This window comes from Acinetobacter sp. (genome assembly GCF_045628685.1).
Classification (GTDB): Bacteria; Pseudomonadota; Gammaproteobacteria; order Pseudomonadales; family Moraxellaceae; genus Acinetobacter.
Window position 1 is genome coordinate 1 of record NZ_JAZQPV010000049.1, and the last position, 17,686, is coordinate 17,686.

16 protein-coding genes, 2 tRNA genes and 2 pseudogenes are annotated in these 17,686 nt (G+C 38.9%); 12 read left to right on the forward strand and 8 right to left on the reverse strand.

Annotated elements, in window-relative coordinates:
- Positions 1-1,029: tyrosine-type recombinase/integrase (locus ACKI4H_RS06330; RefSeq protein WP_407304561.1), on the reverse strand; the 1,029-nt coding region annotated here is incomplete at its 3' end.
- Between the two features lie 169 nt (positions 1,030-1,198).
- Positions 1,199-1,274: transfer RNA gene (locus ACKI4H_RS06335), tRNA-Arg, on the reverse strand.
- A gap of 178 nt (positions 1,275-1,452) precedes the next feature.
- Here ACKI4H_RS06335 and ACKI4H_RS06340 point away from each other — a divergent pair.
- The 7 genes from ACKI4H_RS06340 to ACKI4H_RS06370 all read left to right on the forward strand — a co-directional run bounded on the left by ACKI4H_RS06340 (position 1,453) and on the right by ACKI4H_RS06370 (position 9,119).
- Positions 1,453-2,388: an ABC transporter ATP-binding protein gene (locus ACKI4H_RS06340; RefSeq protein WP_407304564.1), complete on the forward strand. Its 936-nt coding sequence runs from the start codon at positions 1,453-1,455 to the stop codon at positions 2,386-2,388.
- Positions 2,385-3,158, forward strand: a complete 774-nt coding sequence (locus ACKI4H_RS06345) for an ABC transporter permease (protein ID WP_131386640.1) — start codon at positions 2,385-2,387, stop codon at positions 3,156-3,158. Before ACKI4H_RS06340 ends, ACKI4H_RS06345 begins: the two co-directional genes overlap by 4 nt.
- Positions 3,158-3,973, forward strand: a complete 816-nt coding sequence (gene queF / locus ACKI4H_RS06350; RefSeq protein WP_407304566.1) for an NADPH-dependent 7-cyano-7-deazaguanine reductase QueF — start codon at positions 3,158-3,160, stop codon at positions 3,971-3,973. The genes ACKI4H_RS06345 and queF overlap by 1 nt, the downstream gene beginning before the upstream one ends.
- Positions 3,974-3,999: 26 nt before the next feature.
- Positions 4,000-4,650: a hypothetical protein gene (locus ACKI4H_RS06355; protein ID WP_407304569.1), complete on the forward strand. Its 651-nt coding sequence runs from the start codon at positions 4,000-4,002 to the stop codon at positions 4,648-4,650.
- A 946-nt stretch (positions 4,651-5,596) separates the two neighbouring features.
- The gene (mltB, locus tag ACKI4H_RS06360) at positions 5,597-6,598 is read left to right on the forward strand and encodes a lytic murein transglycosylase B (RefSeq protein WP_131318637.1); all 1,002 of its coding nucleotides are present in this window, start codon (positions 5,597-5,599) and stop codon (positions 6,596-6,598) included.
- A gap of 286 nt (positions 6,599-6,884) precedes the next feature.
- Positions 6,885-7,493: a septal ring lytic transglycosylase RlpA family protein gene (locus ACKI4H_RS06365; RefSeq protein ID WP_407304572.1), complete on the forward strand. Its 609-nt coding sequence runs from the start codon at positions 6,885-6,887 to the stop codon at positions 7,491-7,493.
- Positions 7,494-8,663: 1,170 nt separating this feature from the next.
- Positions 8,664-9,119 (forward strand): DUF962 domain-containing protein, encoded by a 456-nt coding sequence (locus ACKI4H_RS06370; RefSeq protein ID WP_407304575.1) that lies wholly within the window; start codon positions 8,664-8,666, stop codon positions 9,117-9,119.
- 33 nt (positions 9,120-9,152) lie between these two features.
- Here the strand turns inward: ACKI4H_RS06370 and ACKI4H_RS06375 are convergent.
- A pseudogene (locus tag ACKI4H_RS06375) lies at positions 9,153-9,547 on the reverse strand (DUF3465 domain-containing protein).
- 265 nt (positions 9,548-9,812) lie between these two features.
- Between ACKI4H_RS06375 and ACKI4H_RS06380 the strand changes: the two are divergent.
- Positions 9,813-10,490: a DUF6585 family protein gene (locus tag ACKI4H_RS06380; RefSeq protein WP_407304576.1), complete on the forward strand. Its 678-nt coding sequence runs from the start codon at positions 9,813-9,815 to the stop codon at positions 10,488-10,490.
- Positions 10,491-10,541: 51 nt separating this feature from the next.
- Here the strand turns inward: ACKI4H_RS06380 and ACKI4H_RS06385 are convergent, their stop codons facing one another.
- The 3 genes from ACKI4H_RS06385 to rpsB all read right to left on the reverse strand — a co-directional run bounded on the left by ACKI4H_RS06385 (position 10,542) and on the right by rpsB (position 12,906).
- Positions 10,542-10,958 carry a hypothetical protein gene (locus ACKI4H_RS06385; RefSeq protein WP_407304578.1) on the reverse strand — a complete coding sequence of 139 codons (417 nt, stop codon included), beginning with the start codon at positions 10,956-10,958 and terminating at the stop codon, positions 10,542-10,544.
- 182 nt (positions 10,959-11,140) lie between these two features.
- Positions 11,141-12,016: a translation elongation factor Ts gene (gene tsf, locus ACKI4H_RS06390; protein WP_407304580.1), complete on the reverse strand. Its 876-nt coding sequence runs from the start codon at positions 12,014-12,016 to the stop codon at positions 11,141-11,143.
- A 140-nt stretch (positions 12,017-12,156) separates the two neighbouring features.
- Positions 12,157-12,906: a 30S ribosomal protein S2 gene (rpsB, locus tag ACKI4H_RS06395; protein WP_067724130.1), complete on the reverse strand. Its 750-nt coding sequence runs from the start codon at positions 12,904-12,906 to the stop codon at positions 12,157-12,159.
- A 209-nt stretch (positions 12,907-13,115) separates the two neighbouring features.
- On the opposite strand from rpsB, the gene map reads away from it, so the two are divergent.
- Together map and ACKI4H_RS06405 are read left to right on the forward strand one after the other, a co-directional pair.
- A complete protein-coding gene (gene map / locus ACKI4H_RS06400) occupies positions 13,116-13,940 on the forward strand; it encodes a type I methionyl aminopeptidase (RefSeq protein ID WP_407304583.1) in 825 nt (274 codons plus the stop codon).
- A gap of 310 nt (positions 13,941-14,250) precedes the next feature.
- Positions 14,251-15,486: a pyridoxal phosphate-dependent aminotransferase gene (locus tag ACKI4H_RS06405; protein WP_407304586.1), complete on the forward strand. Its 1,236-nt coding sequence runs from the start codon at positions 14,251-14,253 to the stop codon at positions 15,484-15,486.
- Between the two features lie 170 nt (positions 15,487-15,656).
- Here the strand turns inward: ACKI4H_RS06405 and ACKI4H_RS06410 are convergent, their stop codons facing one another.
- The gene (locus ACKI4H_RS06410) at positions 15,657-16,064 is read right to left on the reverse strand and encodes a GFA family protein (protein WP_407304589.1); all 408 of its coding nucleotides are present in this window, start codon (positions 16,062-16,064) and stop codon (positions 15,657-15,659) included.
- 158 nt (positions 16,065-16,222) lie between these two features.
- On the opposite strand from ACKI4H_RS06410, the pseudogene ACKI4H_RS06415 reads away from it, so the two are divergent.
- Positions 16,223-16,635, forward strand: a pseudogene (locus ACKI4H_RS06415) (PaaI family thioesterase).
- A gap of 109 nt (positions 16,636-16,744) precedes the next feature.
- Here ACKI4H_RS06415 and ACKI4H_RS06420 read toward each other — a convergent pair.
- On the reverse strand, positions 16,745-17,203 hold the full coding sequence (locus tag ACKI4H_RS06420; RefSeq protein WP_407304591.1) for a hypothetical protein: 459 nt from the start codon (positions 17,201-17,203) through the stop codon (positions 16,745-16,747).
- 239 nt (positions 17,204-17,442) lie between these two features.
- Here ACKI4H_RS06420 and ACKI4H_RS06425 point away from each other — a divergent pair.
- Positions 17,443-17,518, forward strand: a tRNA-Asn gene (locus ACKI4H_RS06425).
- The last annotated feature ends 168 nt before the right edge of the window (positions 17,519-17,686 follow it).

Here is a 17,686-nt window from a genome sequence, read left to right on the forward strand (position 1 = left end):
GTCATAACCTAAACGGCGCAAAGTATTATTGATTGTTGTTTCACTGATAAAGCCTTGAGGGTCACCATTCTTAGGAAATACATTTTTAGTCATGTGGCTATAGACATGAATCTCGTTAAGAATGGAAATGACTTGAGGTGATAAAGGTATCAGGTGTTCAGTTTTCATTTTTGCACCACGATTAGAAAACTTCTGCCCCTCAATGAGTTCCCGCTCTGGTGGTATCGCCCATATCCCTTTTTTAAGGTCGAACTCAGTCCAACGAGAAAAACGTACCTCACTGGAACGCGCAAAGGTGTGCAAGGTAAACGCCGTGCATAATCTTGTTAATGGATAGCCATTATCATTGTTTAATCTTTGCAATAACTCAGGCAGTCGCTCAAGTGGTAATTGTGGATAGTGTTTTGCCTTATTGGTCTTAACAAATACGTCCTTTAAAAAATAGGATGGGTTTTCCTCTAACAAACCTCTTGAGATTGCATAAGCAAAAATGGCACTAAATCTCTGTCTTGTTTTCTTGAGTACCTCTGTAAATCCTTTTTCCTCAATTGAGCGCAAAACCATAACTAAATCTTTTGGCTTCACATCATCAATAGACTTGTCCCCGATCAAGGGAAATACATAGTCCTCTAAATTTCTTAATGCTTTGTTTGCGGTATCAGGTATCCATCTGCCTGTATTGCTGTATTCCTTATGCCAGTCGCGGGCTATGGCTTCAAAACTAAATGAATTGTCCTTTTTATACTTTTGGATTTCTTCATATTCGATAGGGTCTGTACCTTGCGCTAGCAGTTGCTCATAGCTACGGCGTTTATCCCTTGCTGACTTTAGGCTTAATGCGGGGAAATTACCCAAAGTCATCAATCCATCTTTGCCATTGGCTTTTTTATATTTATATCGCCATACCTTAGTGCCACTTTTTCGTACAAACAGAATTAAGCCCTGCCCATCGTATAAAGAATAATCTTTATCTTGTGGCTTGGAGCTTGTGCATTTGGAATCTGATAGAGGTGTTATGTGCTTAGCCATAGTCGGAATAAGGATACAAAAGTAGATAGAATCGAATATATCCTCATATATATCCTCATAACTTGCAACTATATCCTTATTTATTTTGTTATGTTCTGCTATGTTTTTATTATAAAACCTTGTGTTTAAAGGCTTTCAGACTATATTTTTGTATGTTCAGCTATTGATTTGGTGCGCTCAGCGGGACTCGAACCCACGCCACAGGCTTCGGAGACCTGTACTCTATCCAGTTGAGCTATGAGCGCGCGTGCACATCATAACAAAAAAAACCATAAGGTAAAGCAACTATATATAAGTCTTCATTTTTAGTGCTCAGACTTTAAACAATGTTCCATAATTGCAACACAGAATTCCTCCTTATTTACTTGGTTTATTAGCAAAGATCACTCACAATACTCATACTATTCACCATGTGAGAACTTCATGACTGATGCATTGACCTTGCGAGACGTATCTAAAACTTACCGAAATGGTTTTCAAGCACTGAAAGGTATCAATTTAACTGTACCTGAAGGTGAGTTTTATGCTCTCCTCGGACCCAATGGCGCAGGTAAATCAACCACCATCAGTATCATCAGCTCACTTACCAAAAAAACATCCGGTACGGTTGAGATTTTTGGGCACAATCTGGACACCAATCCTTCTGAAGCCAAGCAATGTTTAGGTGTCGTACCGCAAGAATTTAACTTTGGTCAATTTGAAAAAACCTTTGACATTTTAGTGACTCAAGCCGGTTATTACGGCATTCCAAAAAAAATTGCGGAACAACGGGCTGAGCAATACTTAGAAAAACTTGGTCTTTGGGATAAACGTGCCATTCAAGGACGTATGCTTTCTGGCGGGATGAAACGCCGTCTAATGATTGCCCGTGCCATGATGCATCAACCTAAATTGCTTATTCTGGATGAACCGACTGCGGGTGTAGACATTGAATTGCGTCGTTCAATGTGGGACTTCCTCACCGAAATGAATGAAAATGGCACATCTATTATTCTAACCACACATTATTTAGAAGAAGCGGAAATGTTGTGTCGTCGGATCGCTATTATCGACCGTGGTGTGATTAAAGAAGATACCACCATGAAATCTTTCTTGAATCAGTTGAGTGAAGAATCCTTTATATTCGACTTAGTTGAACCGATTCAACCCATTAATATTGAAATTATTGGGGTGCGTTTTAATTTAATCGATCCTGTCACTTTAGAAGTCACCATGGACAAAGCACATACCGTGAATGAATTATTCCAGCTTATGGAAGCCCAAGGCATTCAAGTCCGCAGTATGCGTAATAAATCGAATCGCTTAGAAGAACTGTTTGTGAAAATGGTCGAAAAAAATCTCGAAGGAGCTGCGCAATGAACTTCAATCAATTAAGTGTTGCGCTCTATACCTTAGTTCATAAAGAAGTGCGTCGTTTTATGCGCATTTGGCCACAAACCCTGTTACCGCCTGCCATCACCATGAGTTTGTACTTTGTGATTTTTGGTAATTTGGTCGGTTCACGCATTGGTCAAATGGGCGGCTTTAGTTACATGCAGTTTATTGTGCCCGGCCTGATTATGATGGCGGTGATTACCAATAGTTATGCCAACGTATCTTCCAGTTTTTTTAGCGCAAAATTCCAAAAAAGCATCGAAGAACTGATTATGAGTCCTGTGCCACTGCATATGATTCTTTGGGGCTATGTGATTGGTGGTGTGTGCCGCGGTGTCTTGGTCGGCATTATTGTGACTGCCATGAGTCTGTTCTTTACTGACTTATATATCACCAACTGGTTCGTGACTATATATACCGTTTTAATTACCTCATTATTATTTTCACTCGGTGGACTAATTAATGCAGTTTATGCGAAATCTTTTGACGATATTTCAATTATTCCAACCTTTGTGCTGACTCCACTCACCTATTTAGGTGGTGTATTCTATGCCATTAGTGCTTTAAGTCCATTTTGGCAAAATCTCTCTTTAATTAATCCGATCGTATATATGGTTAATGCCTTCCGTTTCGGCATTTTAGGTCATAGTGATGTCAATGTTTCAGTTTCATTGAGTATCATTAGCTTATGTTGCGTAGCGCTTTATGGCATAGCTTACTATTTACTTTCTCGTGGTTCAGGAATGCGTGAATAATGAGTGTAGAACATTCTCTATTAGGTAAAGACACTAATTATCCAACAGAATATCAACCTGATATTCTGTTTCCAATTGCACGTGCTCAAGCACGTGAAAAATATGCCCATGTTGAAGGCATTCAGCAAGGTCAAGACTGGTGGCATGTTTTTGAAATTTCCTGGTTAAATTCAGTAGGTATTCCACAGGTTGCAATTGGCCGCATTACCTTACCGGCATCTTCACCCAACCTGATCGAATCCAAATCACTCAAGCTCTACTTTAATAGTATGAATTTTACCAAATTCGGTTCAAAAGACGCTTTTATTGCGACGGTTGAAAAAGATTTATCCGCAGCAGCAGGTGCACCGATCACGCTGACTTTATTTCAGGCAGATGATCTGGATATTTCCAAACCTGAAGGCATCTGTATTGATGATTTAAGCCCTGAACGTTTAGAGAGTCATCCAGATGCAACTTTATTAAAATTAGAGCCAGAAAATAGTGAAGAAGTTGAAATTCAACTGTATTCACATTTACTCCGCAGTAACTGCCCAGTCACTGGCCAGCCGGACTGGGGTACAGTTTTTATTCGATATCAGGGTAAAAAACCTTGTTATCGTAGTATTTTAGCTTATATTATTTCTTACCGTCAGCATAATGGCTTCCACGAACAATGTGTGGAACAGATGTTTGCCGACATCTGGCAAATCCTTGCGCCAGAAAAATTGATGGTATATGCAGCTTATACACGTCGTGGTGGATTAGATATTAATCCTTGCCGTGTATCGGATGCGACATGGATGCCTCGCCCCATTCGTTTGGCGCGACAATAAAATGAAAAACATTGAGGTTTTTTAACATGCCATTTTTTGGGTTTATTCCTTCTGCAGAATTATTAAGCAGTATTCAAACCGCTCAGGAAAAGAAAAATTCCAGCGAACCGCTTTATCCTTTACGCGACAAGACAGCATTGCTGATTAATGAAGAGATCATTGATAGTATCTTGACCAACCTCGTGCATCGTTTTCCGGCCAGCGATAAGCGTGAGACGGCTGAAAAACTGGCGGGTTATATCAAATCCACCGTTGCTGTCTTGTTGAAACAGTTGATGGGTAAATCTTCAAATGATGTGGTTAAGCAATCAATTGAGTTTTCTGAAAAAAGCTTATTTAAAGATGCGGAAGGGAATTTCCGTGTCGGCGAACATTTAGATGCCAGTTTGGTGACCAATCTTAAACATAGCTATGCAGAAATTAAAGCTGGTAATGAAGTCAATAAGGCAGCGCTCACCGAATCGTATAAGCAATTTGCTGAAGCGACCGTGCGTCATTTTATGAGTGACTTTAACAAGACCCTAGATTTAGGCATGATCAAGCGCAAAGCTTCGGATCTTGGTTCTGCAGCAGTGATTAAAGCCGTGCATATTGCGGTGGATAAAATCATTCCTAACCTAAACAAAGCTGAGCTTCTGGCACTTGCAGAATATCACGACACCTTATTTCATGTTTAGATTTCAATTAAGCATTTAAAAATGCTAAAAAACCTGGCAATAGCTGGGTTTTTTTATGGCAAAATTTCGCTATCCAAAATAAATAAACTGAATAAATCAATTTAACCTTTATCGATATTTATCTGGATCATGTGTTACAGGCACGTTGCGGATAAGGAAGATTTCAGAAACAGAATTTTTTTTATTTTTTCTGCCTCTATATTTATCTATAGATTATTTCAATATAAAGTGATGAGAGAAATTAAATACGGCCAGATCTTAGTCTCTACACTACTTTACCCAGCTCTGAATTTTTTATTCATTTCATCTTTTTTTAGCAGTAATAATAAAGATAAAAATTCAATAGATAAATTGACATTTAGCTAAGCGATTTTCTAATTCTAAAATAAGAATAAAGCGCAATAAGTCCTCGCTATATTTTACTTCCTTATGGAATTTTTTGTAGATCCGGTACAAAAAGCAATAAGGGAACATTATTTTGCATCACAGCTAAATATCGGATGATTTGCTTGCAATAAACACCTGTTCAACCAGGCAATATATTCAGATGTTTTTTAATCAAATACCGCTTAACAAAGCAAAATTTCTGCTAAATTCCTTACTCGATGCTTTGATAGGCCGTATCATTGTAAACGATGTAAAAGAGAAGGCTTGATCGGCTAAAAAAGTAAGCGGATCTTTTGTTTTAGTCCTTATGCTTAAAACGGCAAAGTACAGTCAAAAGAACCGCTTTCAAATACGCCATCTTAGGCATGGCCTTACGATCTTTGTCTTTTTTTGTATATGTAGTTGTTGATGCAACCTCAGTCAATGCTATCTTAACCGCTTGAAAAATTCCGTTACCTTTCATGAGATGGATTTTCAACCCTTATATTTGTAATGCGTGCTTTTAGCGTCGTGATGTCAATTTACACACATCGATTATGTTTTTGGAACTTTGAGTAATATGTTAAGTATCAACTTTTATAACAAAATTAAACGTCTTCCTTTACTTCTCGGTGCACTTTCTATCACCAGTTTTTGTCAAGCCAATGATTTTTACAATCAGCCTGCTTATAACAGCTTTAAACAAAAAACCATGCAGACCTATGGCTTAAGTGGCGAACAAGTCGATTGGGCGATGAATGGCTCAAAAAACCTGCCTAATATTATTAATATCATGAATCGCCCGGGTGAAAGTAAGCCTTGGTATCAATATAAAACCAACTTTATGGCTGAAAGCACCATTCAGCGCGGGGTACGTTTTAAAAATCAGTATGCCGATACTTTAAACCGGGCTGAACAACAGTTTGGTGTGCCTCAATCGGTGATTTTAGGCATTTTAGGTGTAGAAACAGGTTTTGGTGCAAATAAAGGCAATTTTGTCACTCGTGATGCATTGGCCACTTTAGGTTTTGGTTACGAACGCCGTGCACAATATTTTCAAGATGAACTCTCTGCACTGATTGCATGGTCATATAAAGATGGCGTTCCAACCAATTCAGTGACAGGTTCTTATGCAGGTGCAATCGGCTACCCTCAATTTATGCCAAGTAACATTACCAAGCTCGGTGTTGATTATGATGCTGACGGTCATATTGACCTTAGAAATTCGGCGGTAGATGCGATTGGTTCGATTGCTAATTATCTGGCTCAATATGGCTGGCAACGTAATCAGCCAATTGGCTTTTCAGCACGCTATACCGGAAACAATCCGGAATCGATTATCGCCAAAAACCTGGAACAACCTACTCCTTATGGAGTCTTAAAGAATCAAGGTGTTACACCAACAAATCCGATTGTGAAAATAGATGATCTGGATATGGTGAATATTATTCAGCTTCAAGACAGCTATGCACCAATTTACTATATTACTTACCCAAATTTTCAAGTGATTACAACCTATAACAAGAGCCGTATGTATGCCACCGCTGTATGGCAATTAGGCACTGAAATCGCCAGTCGTTAAGACTGGATTTTACTCAAAATAAATAAAGTCAAGTTTTTTTTGTGCAAAATGGCGCACAAAACAGGCATTTTAAATATAATGTTACAATATTGATTATTTTTTAACCGAAAAACGTTCTATTTCTGTCCTTTTTGTAATAATTTCAGTTAAAGAGTAGACAGCTTTAGCATGGCATGAATATTATCCATCTCGTCAAATGTAGTTGCAAAAGAGAATTAACAGACTGGATTGCTCATATTTCAAGTTTTTAAATGAAATTAAATCAATAGTCTTTAGGAGTTTAATAATGCATTCATCGGTTAAATATATTTTAGCTTTAACGACCACTTTCGCCCTGAGTCAGTCTCAAGCGGAATTGGTTCAGTCATCATTCAATACAGATCAAGACAACTCTCGCTTAGCCACGCGTGTGCTTAATAAAGACGCTCAAAAGTTCAATTCACACTTCTCAAATTTAAATAGTCTTTCAATCACTGAGCGTTCTGGCGATAAAATCCGTCGTCAAACCATTGCAGCAAAAATTGAAATTCCTGAAGACGAGCCTTCAGTGATTGAAAAGCTAAACACTGTTGCATCAAATACAGTTCGTAAATTTAGCCAAACAGGTGCAGCATCTTGGTACGGTCGCCAGTTTCATGGTCGTAAAACAGCAAGTGGTGAAACATTCGACATGAATGGCCTTACTGCAGCTCACCGTAGCTTGCCGTTGAACTGCTATATTCGCGTAACCAATAAAACCAATGGCAAGAGTGTTGTCGTAAAAGTAAATGATCGCGGTCCATTCCATGGCAACCGGGTTCTAGATTTGTCTTATGGTGCGGCGAAACAGTTAGGTATTACTAATGCAGGTACTGCAAAAGTAAATATTGAACGTGTTGATGGTCCAAATTCATAAGATGGTACTTACCTCCGAATACATTTGACTTAAAAGCCACGTAATGTGGCTTTTTTAATGCCGGAAAAAAAATTTGTTTTAAACCTCCTATTGGTGTTTAACAAATACAGTATATTAATAATGATAAGAGTCGAGGATGAATACAGTGCTGAAAATCCAAAAACACCACACACATCACTAGATAGCCAAATACCTCATTTCTTCACTCCCCCTCACTTTACTTATTGTAGTTTGAAACTTACCTACTACAGCACAACATAAACCGTTCAAAAAAAGCGTCTGCTGCTCTCTTGATGTATGGCCGACTCATTTTGACCCTGAAGGGAATGTAACCGACCTATGTGGAAGCATTACCGATGCAAGCAGGCATAGCCAGTTTTTTGGAAAAATTGCACAAGCACACAAACGTGCCCTCAAGTACAGCAGCTCGATTTAGAACAGCGTACCGTTATCCAGGGTATCATTGAGGCAAATAGTCATATCAACAGTGGCGGCTTATAACAAACGGTTGCGAATCTTTATCCGCCCCCTGATGGAACAGTGACCGACATCCACTCACTAATTATTGCCATGAAAAGCTGGCAGCAGCACAACCCCGAATTTATTCAGGCAACTCAGGCGGGGTTATGGGCAACGGTTATGATGATGCTCAGCTCAAAGAAAAACGCCATCCTATAGCAATAGAACTCGATCAGATCTCTAAAAGATCAGCCAGTCTTGATTCTGCATCAATCTCGCATCGGTAAATCATAAAGCTTTAAAAGTACTCAACATCCCTACAAAGCACCCAACCCATCCGGTGGCGTAATTCACTGGATGAACGATGCTATTGGGCGGCTTATGAATATTTTGAAGAAAATAAGGAAACTGGCTGACTTGCAATCCTGAGCAACAACCCCCTAGCTGTTCCCAGCAATAAAATTAAAGATATAAAAATACTCACCACTTATAAGAAAGGTCAGCAGATTTATCAAAATCCCCGATGTAAAAATATAGAACTTAAATCTCCATGATAGATCGGGTATCAGGTTTCAGCTTTAACCACATATTCTGTTTATTTAAAGTGAGCGAGGCTAAGCTATCGGCTACTTTGACCTCTCCCTCGTTCTGGTTTATATTTTATTTAAATAAAAATAAGTCTATGCAACTTAAATCCAGCTGGAGTAGATGATGAAAACAATAACCGAATGGCTAGATGAATATAGTGAGAGTCATCAAGACCAAACCAACAAAGCCATTCACTGGGTTTGTGTGCCCGCAATCCTTTTTTCAATCATTGGAATTCTTGCTCATTTCAGCGCATTACTCACCGCCCTGATCCTGGTCTTAACTTTTGTCTTTTATGCACGTCTCGATCTGATACTGGCGGTTGCAATGGCCGCTTTACTCGTTGTCATGGCGGGGCTTATTTTTATATTGCCTGTAGGTGTCGGATTCTATATCGCAATTTTTGTTTTGGCCTGGATCGGACAGTTTTATGGACATAAAGTCGAAGGGAAAAAGCCTTCTTTCCTTAAAGACCTCCAATTCCTCCTTATTGGCCCTGTATGGTGCATGGATGTCTATATAGGTAAATTGATACCTAAATGGAAAAAACGCCAAAAATCGCAAATGACAGTGATTTAGACACCATCATCATTTTAGCCTTTCGAAGAACCTTTATTGATAGGTTCTTCCTTTATACTTCAACCAACCGTCAGCATGACTTTTTTTGTGAATCATGATGGGTCCAGTGAATTACCCCCCTTGATCACTGTATTCGTATTCACCATAAAATGTACAATTTCGTCTTTTTTCAAGTCATCTAGACGCGAGCTTAACTCAATATTATGTGCAACTAAAATCGTTTGCCCACCACCTAATTCCAGAATAATTTTTTGATCATCATTTTGAGTGGGTAAATTAAATGATTGCCATTCTACAGATGTTTTTTGATGTTCTGTTTTCGAGAAAATTTCAGTTTGTGCTTTTGAATTGCTGAGCGATTGATTGGAAGAGTTCTGCTGCTCTTTTAAATCAATACCGAAATAGACCGCAATTAATAATATGATAATTACCCCCTATACCAAGATTTGTTTTATTGCTATTCATTTTTTCTGCATGAAAATTCAGCTTGAGATTATAGCCATCCCCTCCATAAAAACCGCGATGACAATGCATAATCTTCATCTTCTCGAAAAGCAAAACTTCTTCTCTGGTTCTTAAACCCTTAATTTTATCCAAAATAATTCAAAAAATTCATGGAATTAGGAATTATTTTCTGCTAAAACAAAAAAATAAATCTTGATAAAAATAACCAATATATTAAAGGATAATAAAATGACATTTAGTACCAACAACCTCAGCAAAATTTATTGGATCATTTTGCTGATTGGTTTAACCATGATTTTGCTTTCCATTGATGCCCCTGAAGGAAAAACTGTGTTGGGAATTATTTATGTAGTTCTCATTGCACTGGCAATTCGATCGTTTAGCTATAAAGTGAGTGTAACAGGTCGGAAAATTACTACCCGAACGTTGATTACGGAAAACTCCACTTCCATCCTGCCTGAATCACGAATCTATATTCGTAAAAATATTGCATCATTATTCTTGATATATCGCCATTATGACTATGGAATCAAAATTATTAACCCAAAAGAAAAGTTAAGCATCAATGCCAATGTGAATGATGCGGATGCTTTATTCGAACTTATTGCTCACCTTGAACAAAAAATCATTTTTCCTGTGAGTCAGGAACATTTTTCAACTCAGAAAAAACTAAAATTAGACCAGGACTTAACTATTCACCATCAAGGTATTACCTATAAAAATAAGGATTATCCTTATAAGTCGCTATCGAGTATTGAGCTGAAACAAGGTCATTTTAGATTAAAAGCTGAAGGAAAAATGTGGGAGACTACAGTTTTGGCATTGCCCGTTTCACAAATTCCCAACCTGACCACTTTTATGTCCTTAGTCCACCATGATATAGAACCTCAAGCGGAAGTTTCCTAAAATGTGGCCTACTTAGATGGATAAGATTCATTTTCAATCTAGGCAGAATAGTTAAAGTGATGAACGATTATAGATATATGCAACCGACCCTAAGGCCATGCCTAAACCAATCAATATTGCAAACCAAATCCCGCTTGTTTCCGCATGATCTACCGCACAAATTGAAGGGTCATTCAGCAAATATTTAATTTCAATCACGGGGTTATACTTTAATTGATTAATGATCGATTCACTGACATTGCCATGACAGGTATAGGTTTGCCCTGTAGTGGTCTGGAATGTCGGTGATACCTCATACCCCATGGTGACCCCTCGCTTCGTGCGCTGATTATACTCAGTAATTGGCTGGCTCATTACCTCAATGCCTCTCTCAGCCAACTTTGCCTGATCACTTCGCTCACCACACCCCTCTAATACTAAAAAAATACCTAAAATACATATAATCCCTGCAAAGAATTTTTCTTTCATTACTTCTACCTTTTTATATTCAATTGATTTTTTATATGAGGCATATTCAATTAAAGCTTTTTAACAGCTTATTTTTATTAGATAAATTTACTCAATTTATATGAAAAAATATAGAGAGATACATAAAAAAGCCCCAAATGGGGCTTTTTCAAAACAATTTAACTTAAAAAATTAAGCTAATATTATTTTGCAGCAGCTTGAGCAGCAGCAACTTCTTCAGCGAAGCTCATTTCTGCTTTCTTCTCAATACCTTCACCTACTTCGAAGCGAACGAATTGAGCAACTGTAGTACCAGTAGCTTTAAGAACGTCAGCAACTTTCTTGTCGTTGTCGATTACATACATTTGACGTTCTAGAACAACTTCGTTCAAGTATTTTTCAACTGAACCAGTCACCATTTTTTCAACGATGTTTGCTGGTTTACCAGATTCTAATGCTTTCGCTTCAGCAATTTCTTTTTCTTTAGCGATAAGATCAGCAGATACGCCTTCAGCATTTACAGCAATGGGGTTGAACGCAGCAACATGCATTGCAATACCTTTACCAGTCGCAGCATCACCTGTGTAAGACACAACAACACCGATTTTTAAGCCATGTTTGTAAACTGCAAGGTTTTCGCCTTCAACAATTTTTGCACGACGTACTTGGATGTTTTCACCGATCTTTTGAACAAGAGCAATACGCGCTTCTTCTACAGTGTGACCATCTTCAAGTTTTAATTCAGCAATTTTAGCAGCATCAGTTTCATTTGCAGCAAGAGCAGCAGCAGCAACTTTAGCAGAGAAACCGGCAAAGTTTTCGTCTTTAGCAACGAAGTCAGTTTGGCAGTTTACTTCTAAAAGAAGTGCTTTGTTGCCTTCTTGAGCAATTGTGATCGCGCCGTCAGCAGCAATGTTACCTGCTTTTTTAGCAGCTTTTGCTTGACCTGATTTACGAAGGTTATCAATCGCTAATTCAACATCACCATTCGATTCTGTTAATGCTTTTTTGCATTCCATCATTGCAAGACCAGTACGATCGCGCAATTCTTTAACCATGCTTGCTGTAACTGCAGTCATGTTGTTCTCCTAAATACGGTAGAAAAATGAATCTGTTCAACAAAAACGGCCCAAAGTGTTCTCTGGGCCGTTCTGCTTTCTTGACGCTTAATTTGCCACCATTACATGTCGCAAAAATGACAACCTTGCGTCAAAACGCATTAAGCCTCTGGAGCTTCTTTAACTTCTTCAGCTTTCGCTTGAGCGTTTGCTTGTGATTGAGCGTACTCTTTACCAGCAAGAATCGCATCAGCCATAGCAGAAGCGTAAAGTGTAACAGCACGGATTGCATCGTCATTACCCGGAATAACGTAGTCTACGTTGTCAGGGTTAGAGTTTGTATCAACGATACCGATTACAGGAATACCAAGGTTTTTAGCTTCTTTAATCGCGATTGATTCGTGGTCAACGTCAATTACGAATAATGCGTCAGGTAAACCACCCATGTTTTTAACGCCGCCTAAAGCACGTTCAAGTTTTTCCATCTCGCGAGTACGCTCTAAAGCTTCACGTTTAGTAAGCTTAAGGAAAGTACCGTCTTGAGATTGAGTTTGAAGGTCTTTTAAACGGTTGATTGATTGACGAAGCGTTTTCCAGTTCGTCAACATACCACCTAACCAACGGTGATCAACATATGGTTGACCAGCGCGTTGCGCTTGTTCACGGATGATGTTAGATGCAGCACGTTTAGTACCAACGAACAATACTTTGTTCTTTTTGCTAGCAAGATTGTTAACAAAGTTCAAAGCATCATTTAACGCAGGAACAGTGTGTTCAAGGTTGATGATGTGAATTTTGTTACGCGCACCAAAGATGTATTCACGCATCTTTGGATTCCAGAAACGAGTTTGGTGACCAAAGTGCGCGCCAGCTTGAAGAAGGTCGCGCATGCTTACGTTGTAATCTGCCATTTTCTATACCTTAAAGTTTGGGTTAGGCCTCCATATATCCGCATTCTCCACTCTTTGCAGAGCACCCAGAGAAATGTGTCGATATATGTGCGGATTTTGTTGCCCCATCCAGCAAAGCCCGTGAAATTTATTCACGAAAAAGCATTTGATAAAATGGGCGGCTATTTATACCATAGTCACATACAAATTTCCAAAAGTTTTTAGAGATCATGAACAGTACTTACGAAGCTCCACGTCGACTCATTAAAACCCCTGACGAAATTGAAAAAATGCGTGTAGCGGGACGACTAGCAGCTGAAATTCTGGATATGATCAAACCGCATGTTGTTCCGGGTGTGACGACCCTCGAGCTTGATACGATTTGTCATGACTATATTGTCAACAAACAAGATGCTATTCCAGCCTGCTTAGGTTACGGTGCAGCGCCCGGTCGCCCTGCCTTCCAGCATGTGATCTGCACCTCTGTGAATCATGTTGTGTGCCACGGCATTCCATCTGACGCCAAAGTATTAAAGAAAGGCGATATTTTAAATATCGATGTCACTGTCATTAAAGACGGTTACCACGGCGATACCAACATGATGTACATCGTGGGTGGTGAAACCTCAATTTTGGCTGACCGCCTGTGTAAAGTTGCCCAAGAAGCCATGTACCGTGGTATAGAAATGGTTAAACCCGGTTCAACCATTGGCGACATCGGTAATGCCATTCAAAAATATGTTGAATCTGAACGTTTCAGTGTCGTACGTGAATATTGCGGTCATGGTATTGGCACTGTATTTCATGACGAGCCTCAAGTCCTTCATTACGGTCAACCAAATACCGGTATGATTCTAGAAGAAGGCATGACTTTCACCATCGAACCAATGGTGAACGCTGGTGTTTGGCAAACTAAATTACTGGGTGACAAATGGACTGTTGTGACTAAAGATCATAAGTTATCTGCTCAATATGAACACACTCTTTTAGTAACCAAAACAGGTGTTGAAGTACTCACTGCACGTCCTGAAGAAGATTTATCCCGCTTCATGTAATTATTTTATATAAAATGCATGTTTAAAAAAGGCTACTTCAAAGTAGCCTTTTTTATATTTAGGCTGCTGTATGCTTCATTCATTCGCCTTATAAATTTTAAAGCTATTCCTGAATATTAAGTATATTGGGTTATTTCCTATTCTTATAAAAATATAAAATCGGATCCACTAAATCCAAAGCAACGCACACAATGATTCATAAAATTATATTTTTTACATATCGTATATTTCTTACACCCCTTTTTCCTGTTTTTTAAGCTAAGATAGTGTGCTTTTTTATTTTTTAATCCCTATAAGAAGGAATACTGCCGTGGACGTACGTCTCTCTGATCGTGTCAATGCCATCAAACCGTCCCCTACACTTGCTGTTACCAATAAAGCTGCTGAACTTAAAGCTGCTGGTAAAAACGTAATTGGTTTGGGTGCAGGTGAACCAGATTTTGATACCCCGCAACACATCAAAGATGCAGCCATTACTGCGATTAACAACGGTTTTACTAAATATACCGCTGTTGACGGTACTCCAAGTCTTAAAAAAGCGATTATCGCAAAATTTAAACGCGACAATAATCTTGACTATGCAGCAAACCAGATCCTGGTTTCTTGCGGTGGTAAACAGTCATTCTTCAACTTGGCACTTGCCTTGTTGAACAAAGGTGATGAAGTGATCATCCCTGCGCCATACTGGGTAAGCTATCCAGACATGGTGATCATTGCTGAAGGTGTTCCAGTTGTAGTTAAATGTGGTGAAGAACAACGTTTCAAAATCACTCCAGCTCAATTAGAAGCAGCCATCACTGACAAAACCCGTTTAGTGGTACTTAACAGCCCTTCTAACCCAACAGGCATGATCTACACCAAAGCTGAATTAGAAGCGTTGGCTGCAGTTCTTCGTAAATACCCAGAAGTTATGGTTGCTTCAGATGACATGTATGAACCAATCCGTTGGGATGACGAGTTCTACAACATCGCAACTGTTGCTCCCGACCTTTATGACCGCGTAATCGTGCTTAACGGTGTATCTAAAGCCTATGCAATGACTGGCTGGCGTATTGGTTATGCAGCAGGTCCTGCTAAACTCATTGGCGCAATGAAAAAAATCCAGTCTCAATCAACTTCAAACCCAACTTCAATTTCACAAGTTGCTGCTGAAGCTGCGTTGAATGGTCCTCAAGACGTGCTTGAGCCTATGATTGAAGCATTTAAACGTCGTCACGACTTAGTGATGGATGGCTTAAATGCAATCAAAGGTATTTCTTGCTTGCCTGCTGATGGTGCATTCTATGCCTATGCAAACATCAAACCATTGATTCGTGCAAAAGGTCTTAAATCTTGCACAGAATTCTCTGCATGGTTACTGGAAGAAACTGGTGTTGCCGTTGTTCCTGGTGATGCATTCGGTCTTGGCGGCTTCATGCGTATTTCTTACGCAACTGCTGATGAAGTTCTTGTTGATGCGCTTGCTCGTATCAAGAAAGCGGCTAATTCAATTGAAGGCGTTGACGCTGCGATTGCTTCTATCGAAGCTGAAAAAGCTGCAAAATAATTTAAAAACTTAAGAAAGTTTTTAAGAGAAAAACCCGCGTTAATCGCGGGTTTTTTGTACTTATCAAATTCTTTCATTCAATGGGCGAATCAAATATTTCCACCGTCAGCTTAAATGATCTCTTTAATATTTTTAGCCAATTCCCTTATCAGTGCTTAAGTTTATATTTTTTATTGATTGCTATTAAACATGGCGACAACCTCAGCTTCGGTCATTTTTTTGGTTTGATTATTAAATGAATAAAATGCCGGCTGATGATCCACATAAATCTCTAAATTAAAATTCAGATCCTCCGGCGGTTGCTCCAAAGTAAACACGTTAATATTGGCAAATGAATGATTTTTGGTTCGCCAGAAAATGAATGTGCCACAAGCACTACAAAAGCCTCGCTCTCCCCATTCTGATGAGCTAAAAACGGATAAATACTGCTGGTCGATAAAATTTATATTTTCTACATCGATGGATATTAATGGCCCGCCCGTCTGGCGGCGGCACATCGAGCAATGACAGGCCGCAACTTCATGGTTCCTGAGCTGTACTTCAAATTGAGTCGCACCGCATAAACATCTTGCTTTCATCAGCACTCCTTATTGGCTTTATTATTTTAATAATTCTGCTTTAACCTTAAGCAAAAGGCTCCGCATACTCCGATCATACAATTTCTAATAGATGATTAAATACCCATCCATCTAGAATTTAAATTCCACTTTAAAGCTTAAAACAACAAGGACAGGCAATGAATATCAACAATCTTTCAGGATTGCAGATTATGCAAGAGATGTGTAATGACAACCTGCCCATGCCTTCAATGGCAACAACCATTCCTATGTCAGCAAGTGAAGTTGAACTGGGGCATGTGACATTCCTTGTGAAAGCGGATGAACATCATCTGAATTCTATGGAGAGTGTACAGCAACGGTTTTATTCAGTGACTGGCTGTGCTTTTCCCTGCTAGAGGCCGGCCCAAGTTATACAACCATCGATCTAAATGTTAAAATGTGCCGTCCGATTTCCTTAAATACTGAACTTAAAGCCGTAGCCAAAACCATTACTATCAGTAAAAATTTAGGCATTGCAGAAGCTCAATTATTGGATCAAAACTGCAAACTTTATGCACATCCCACTGCGACATATATGATGATTCGTTAATACGAAAGATGCGATTTAAATAATGAGATAATTTAAATAATAATGCTAAAGCTGAATAGAGCTTAAACCACGCCTTAAGTGACCTTGAGCTCTTCGCATCTAATCATCATTAGACAGCCGATTTAAATGAGTTCGTCAATGTTGGGAAAGGCACTTTCGGACGTGACGTTCCTTTATAAATACATAAATATTTAAACACGCTATCAAGCGATACAGCAAGTTTCTTCTGTTTCGATACTGACCAAACTTTAGAATTATTGCGTCCAGATAAAGCGCTGCCATTCAACTGATATAAATACAGATCATGATCACGTTGCAAAGCTTGTTTACGACCATTCGAACAACTGTCTAGAAGCAATTGACAAGGTGAATTAATTAACCATTTATCGCTAAACCAAAGCTGCAACAAATCACCCAGATATAAGTCTTGAGTACCGACAGGCCACACCTGGATATAAGCATCTTCAACCGCAGTCTGATAGCGCTCGGGATCTTGGATAATAGAAAGGTAGTTGTCTTGATAAAAAGATAAATTTGAAAAAATTTCGGCAATCGTCAGCGTATGCATTCGCTTTCTCCTGTTTAGCCATTTTAGTGCTGGCAAGTTGGTTTTAAATCCACACTGTTTGAACTTTCATTCAAACGCTCTGTTATGTATTCAATCTAACAAGCCGATTTTGGCTGTGCAAGTTTTTTTAATGTTTTTGATTTATTTGTCTAAATAAAAAGCATACAGCACAAAAATTAAGGAATCATGACATTTTTAGCTTGACCCTCTACAAAATCTCCTTATAATCGCATGCAGATTCTCCAATAGCTCAGTCGGTAGAGCGACGGACTGTTAATCCGCAGGTCCCTGGTTCGAGCCCAGGTTGGAGAGCCAAATACGAAAAAGTCCGCAGCATTAAAGTGGGCTTTTTTTTTGCCTAAATAATTCATAATCATTTAAGTCATCATAAAAACAATTACTCTAATCTCCTGTTTTTATTAAATAGCAAATATCTATCTGATATTAATTCACTCTATTCCTATCTCGCGTTTTTTTGAAATA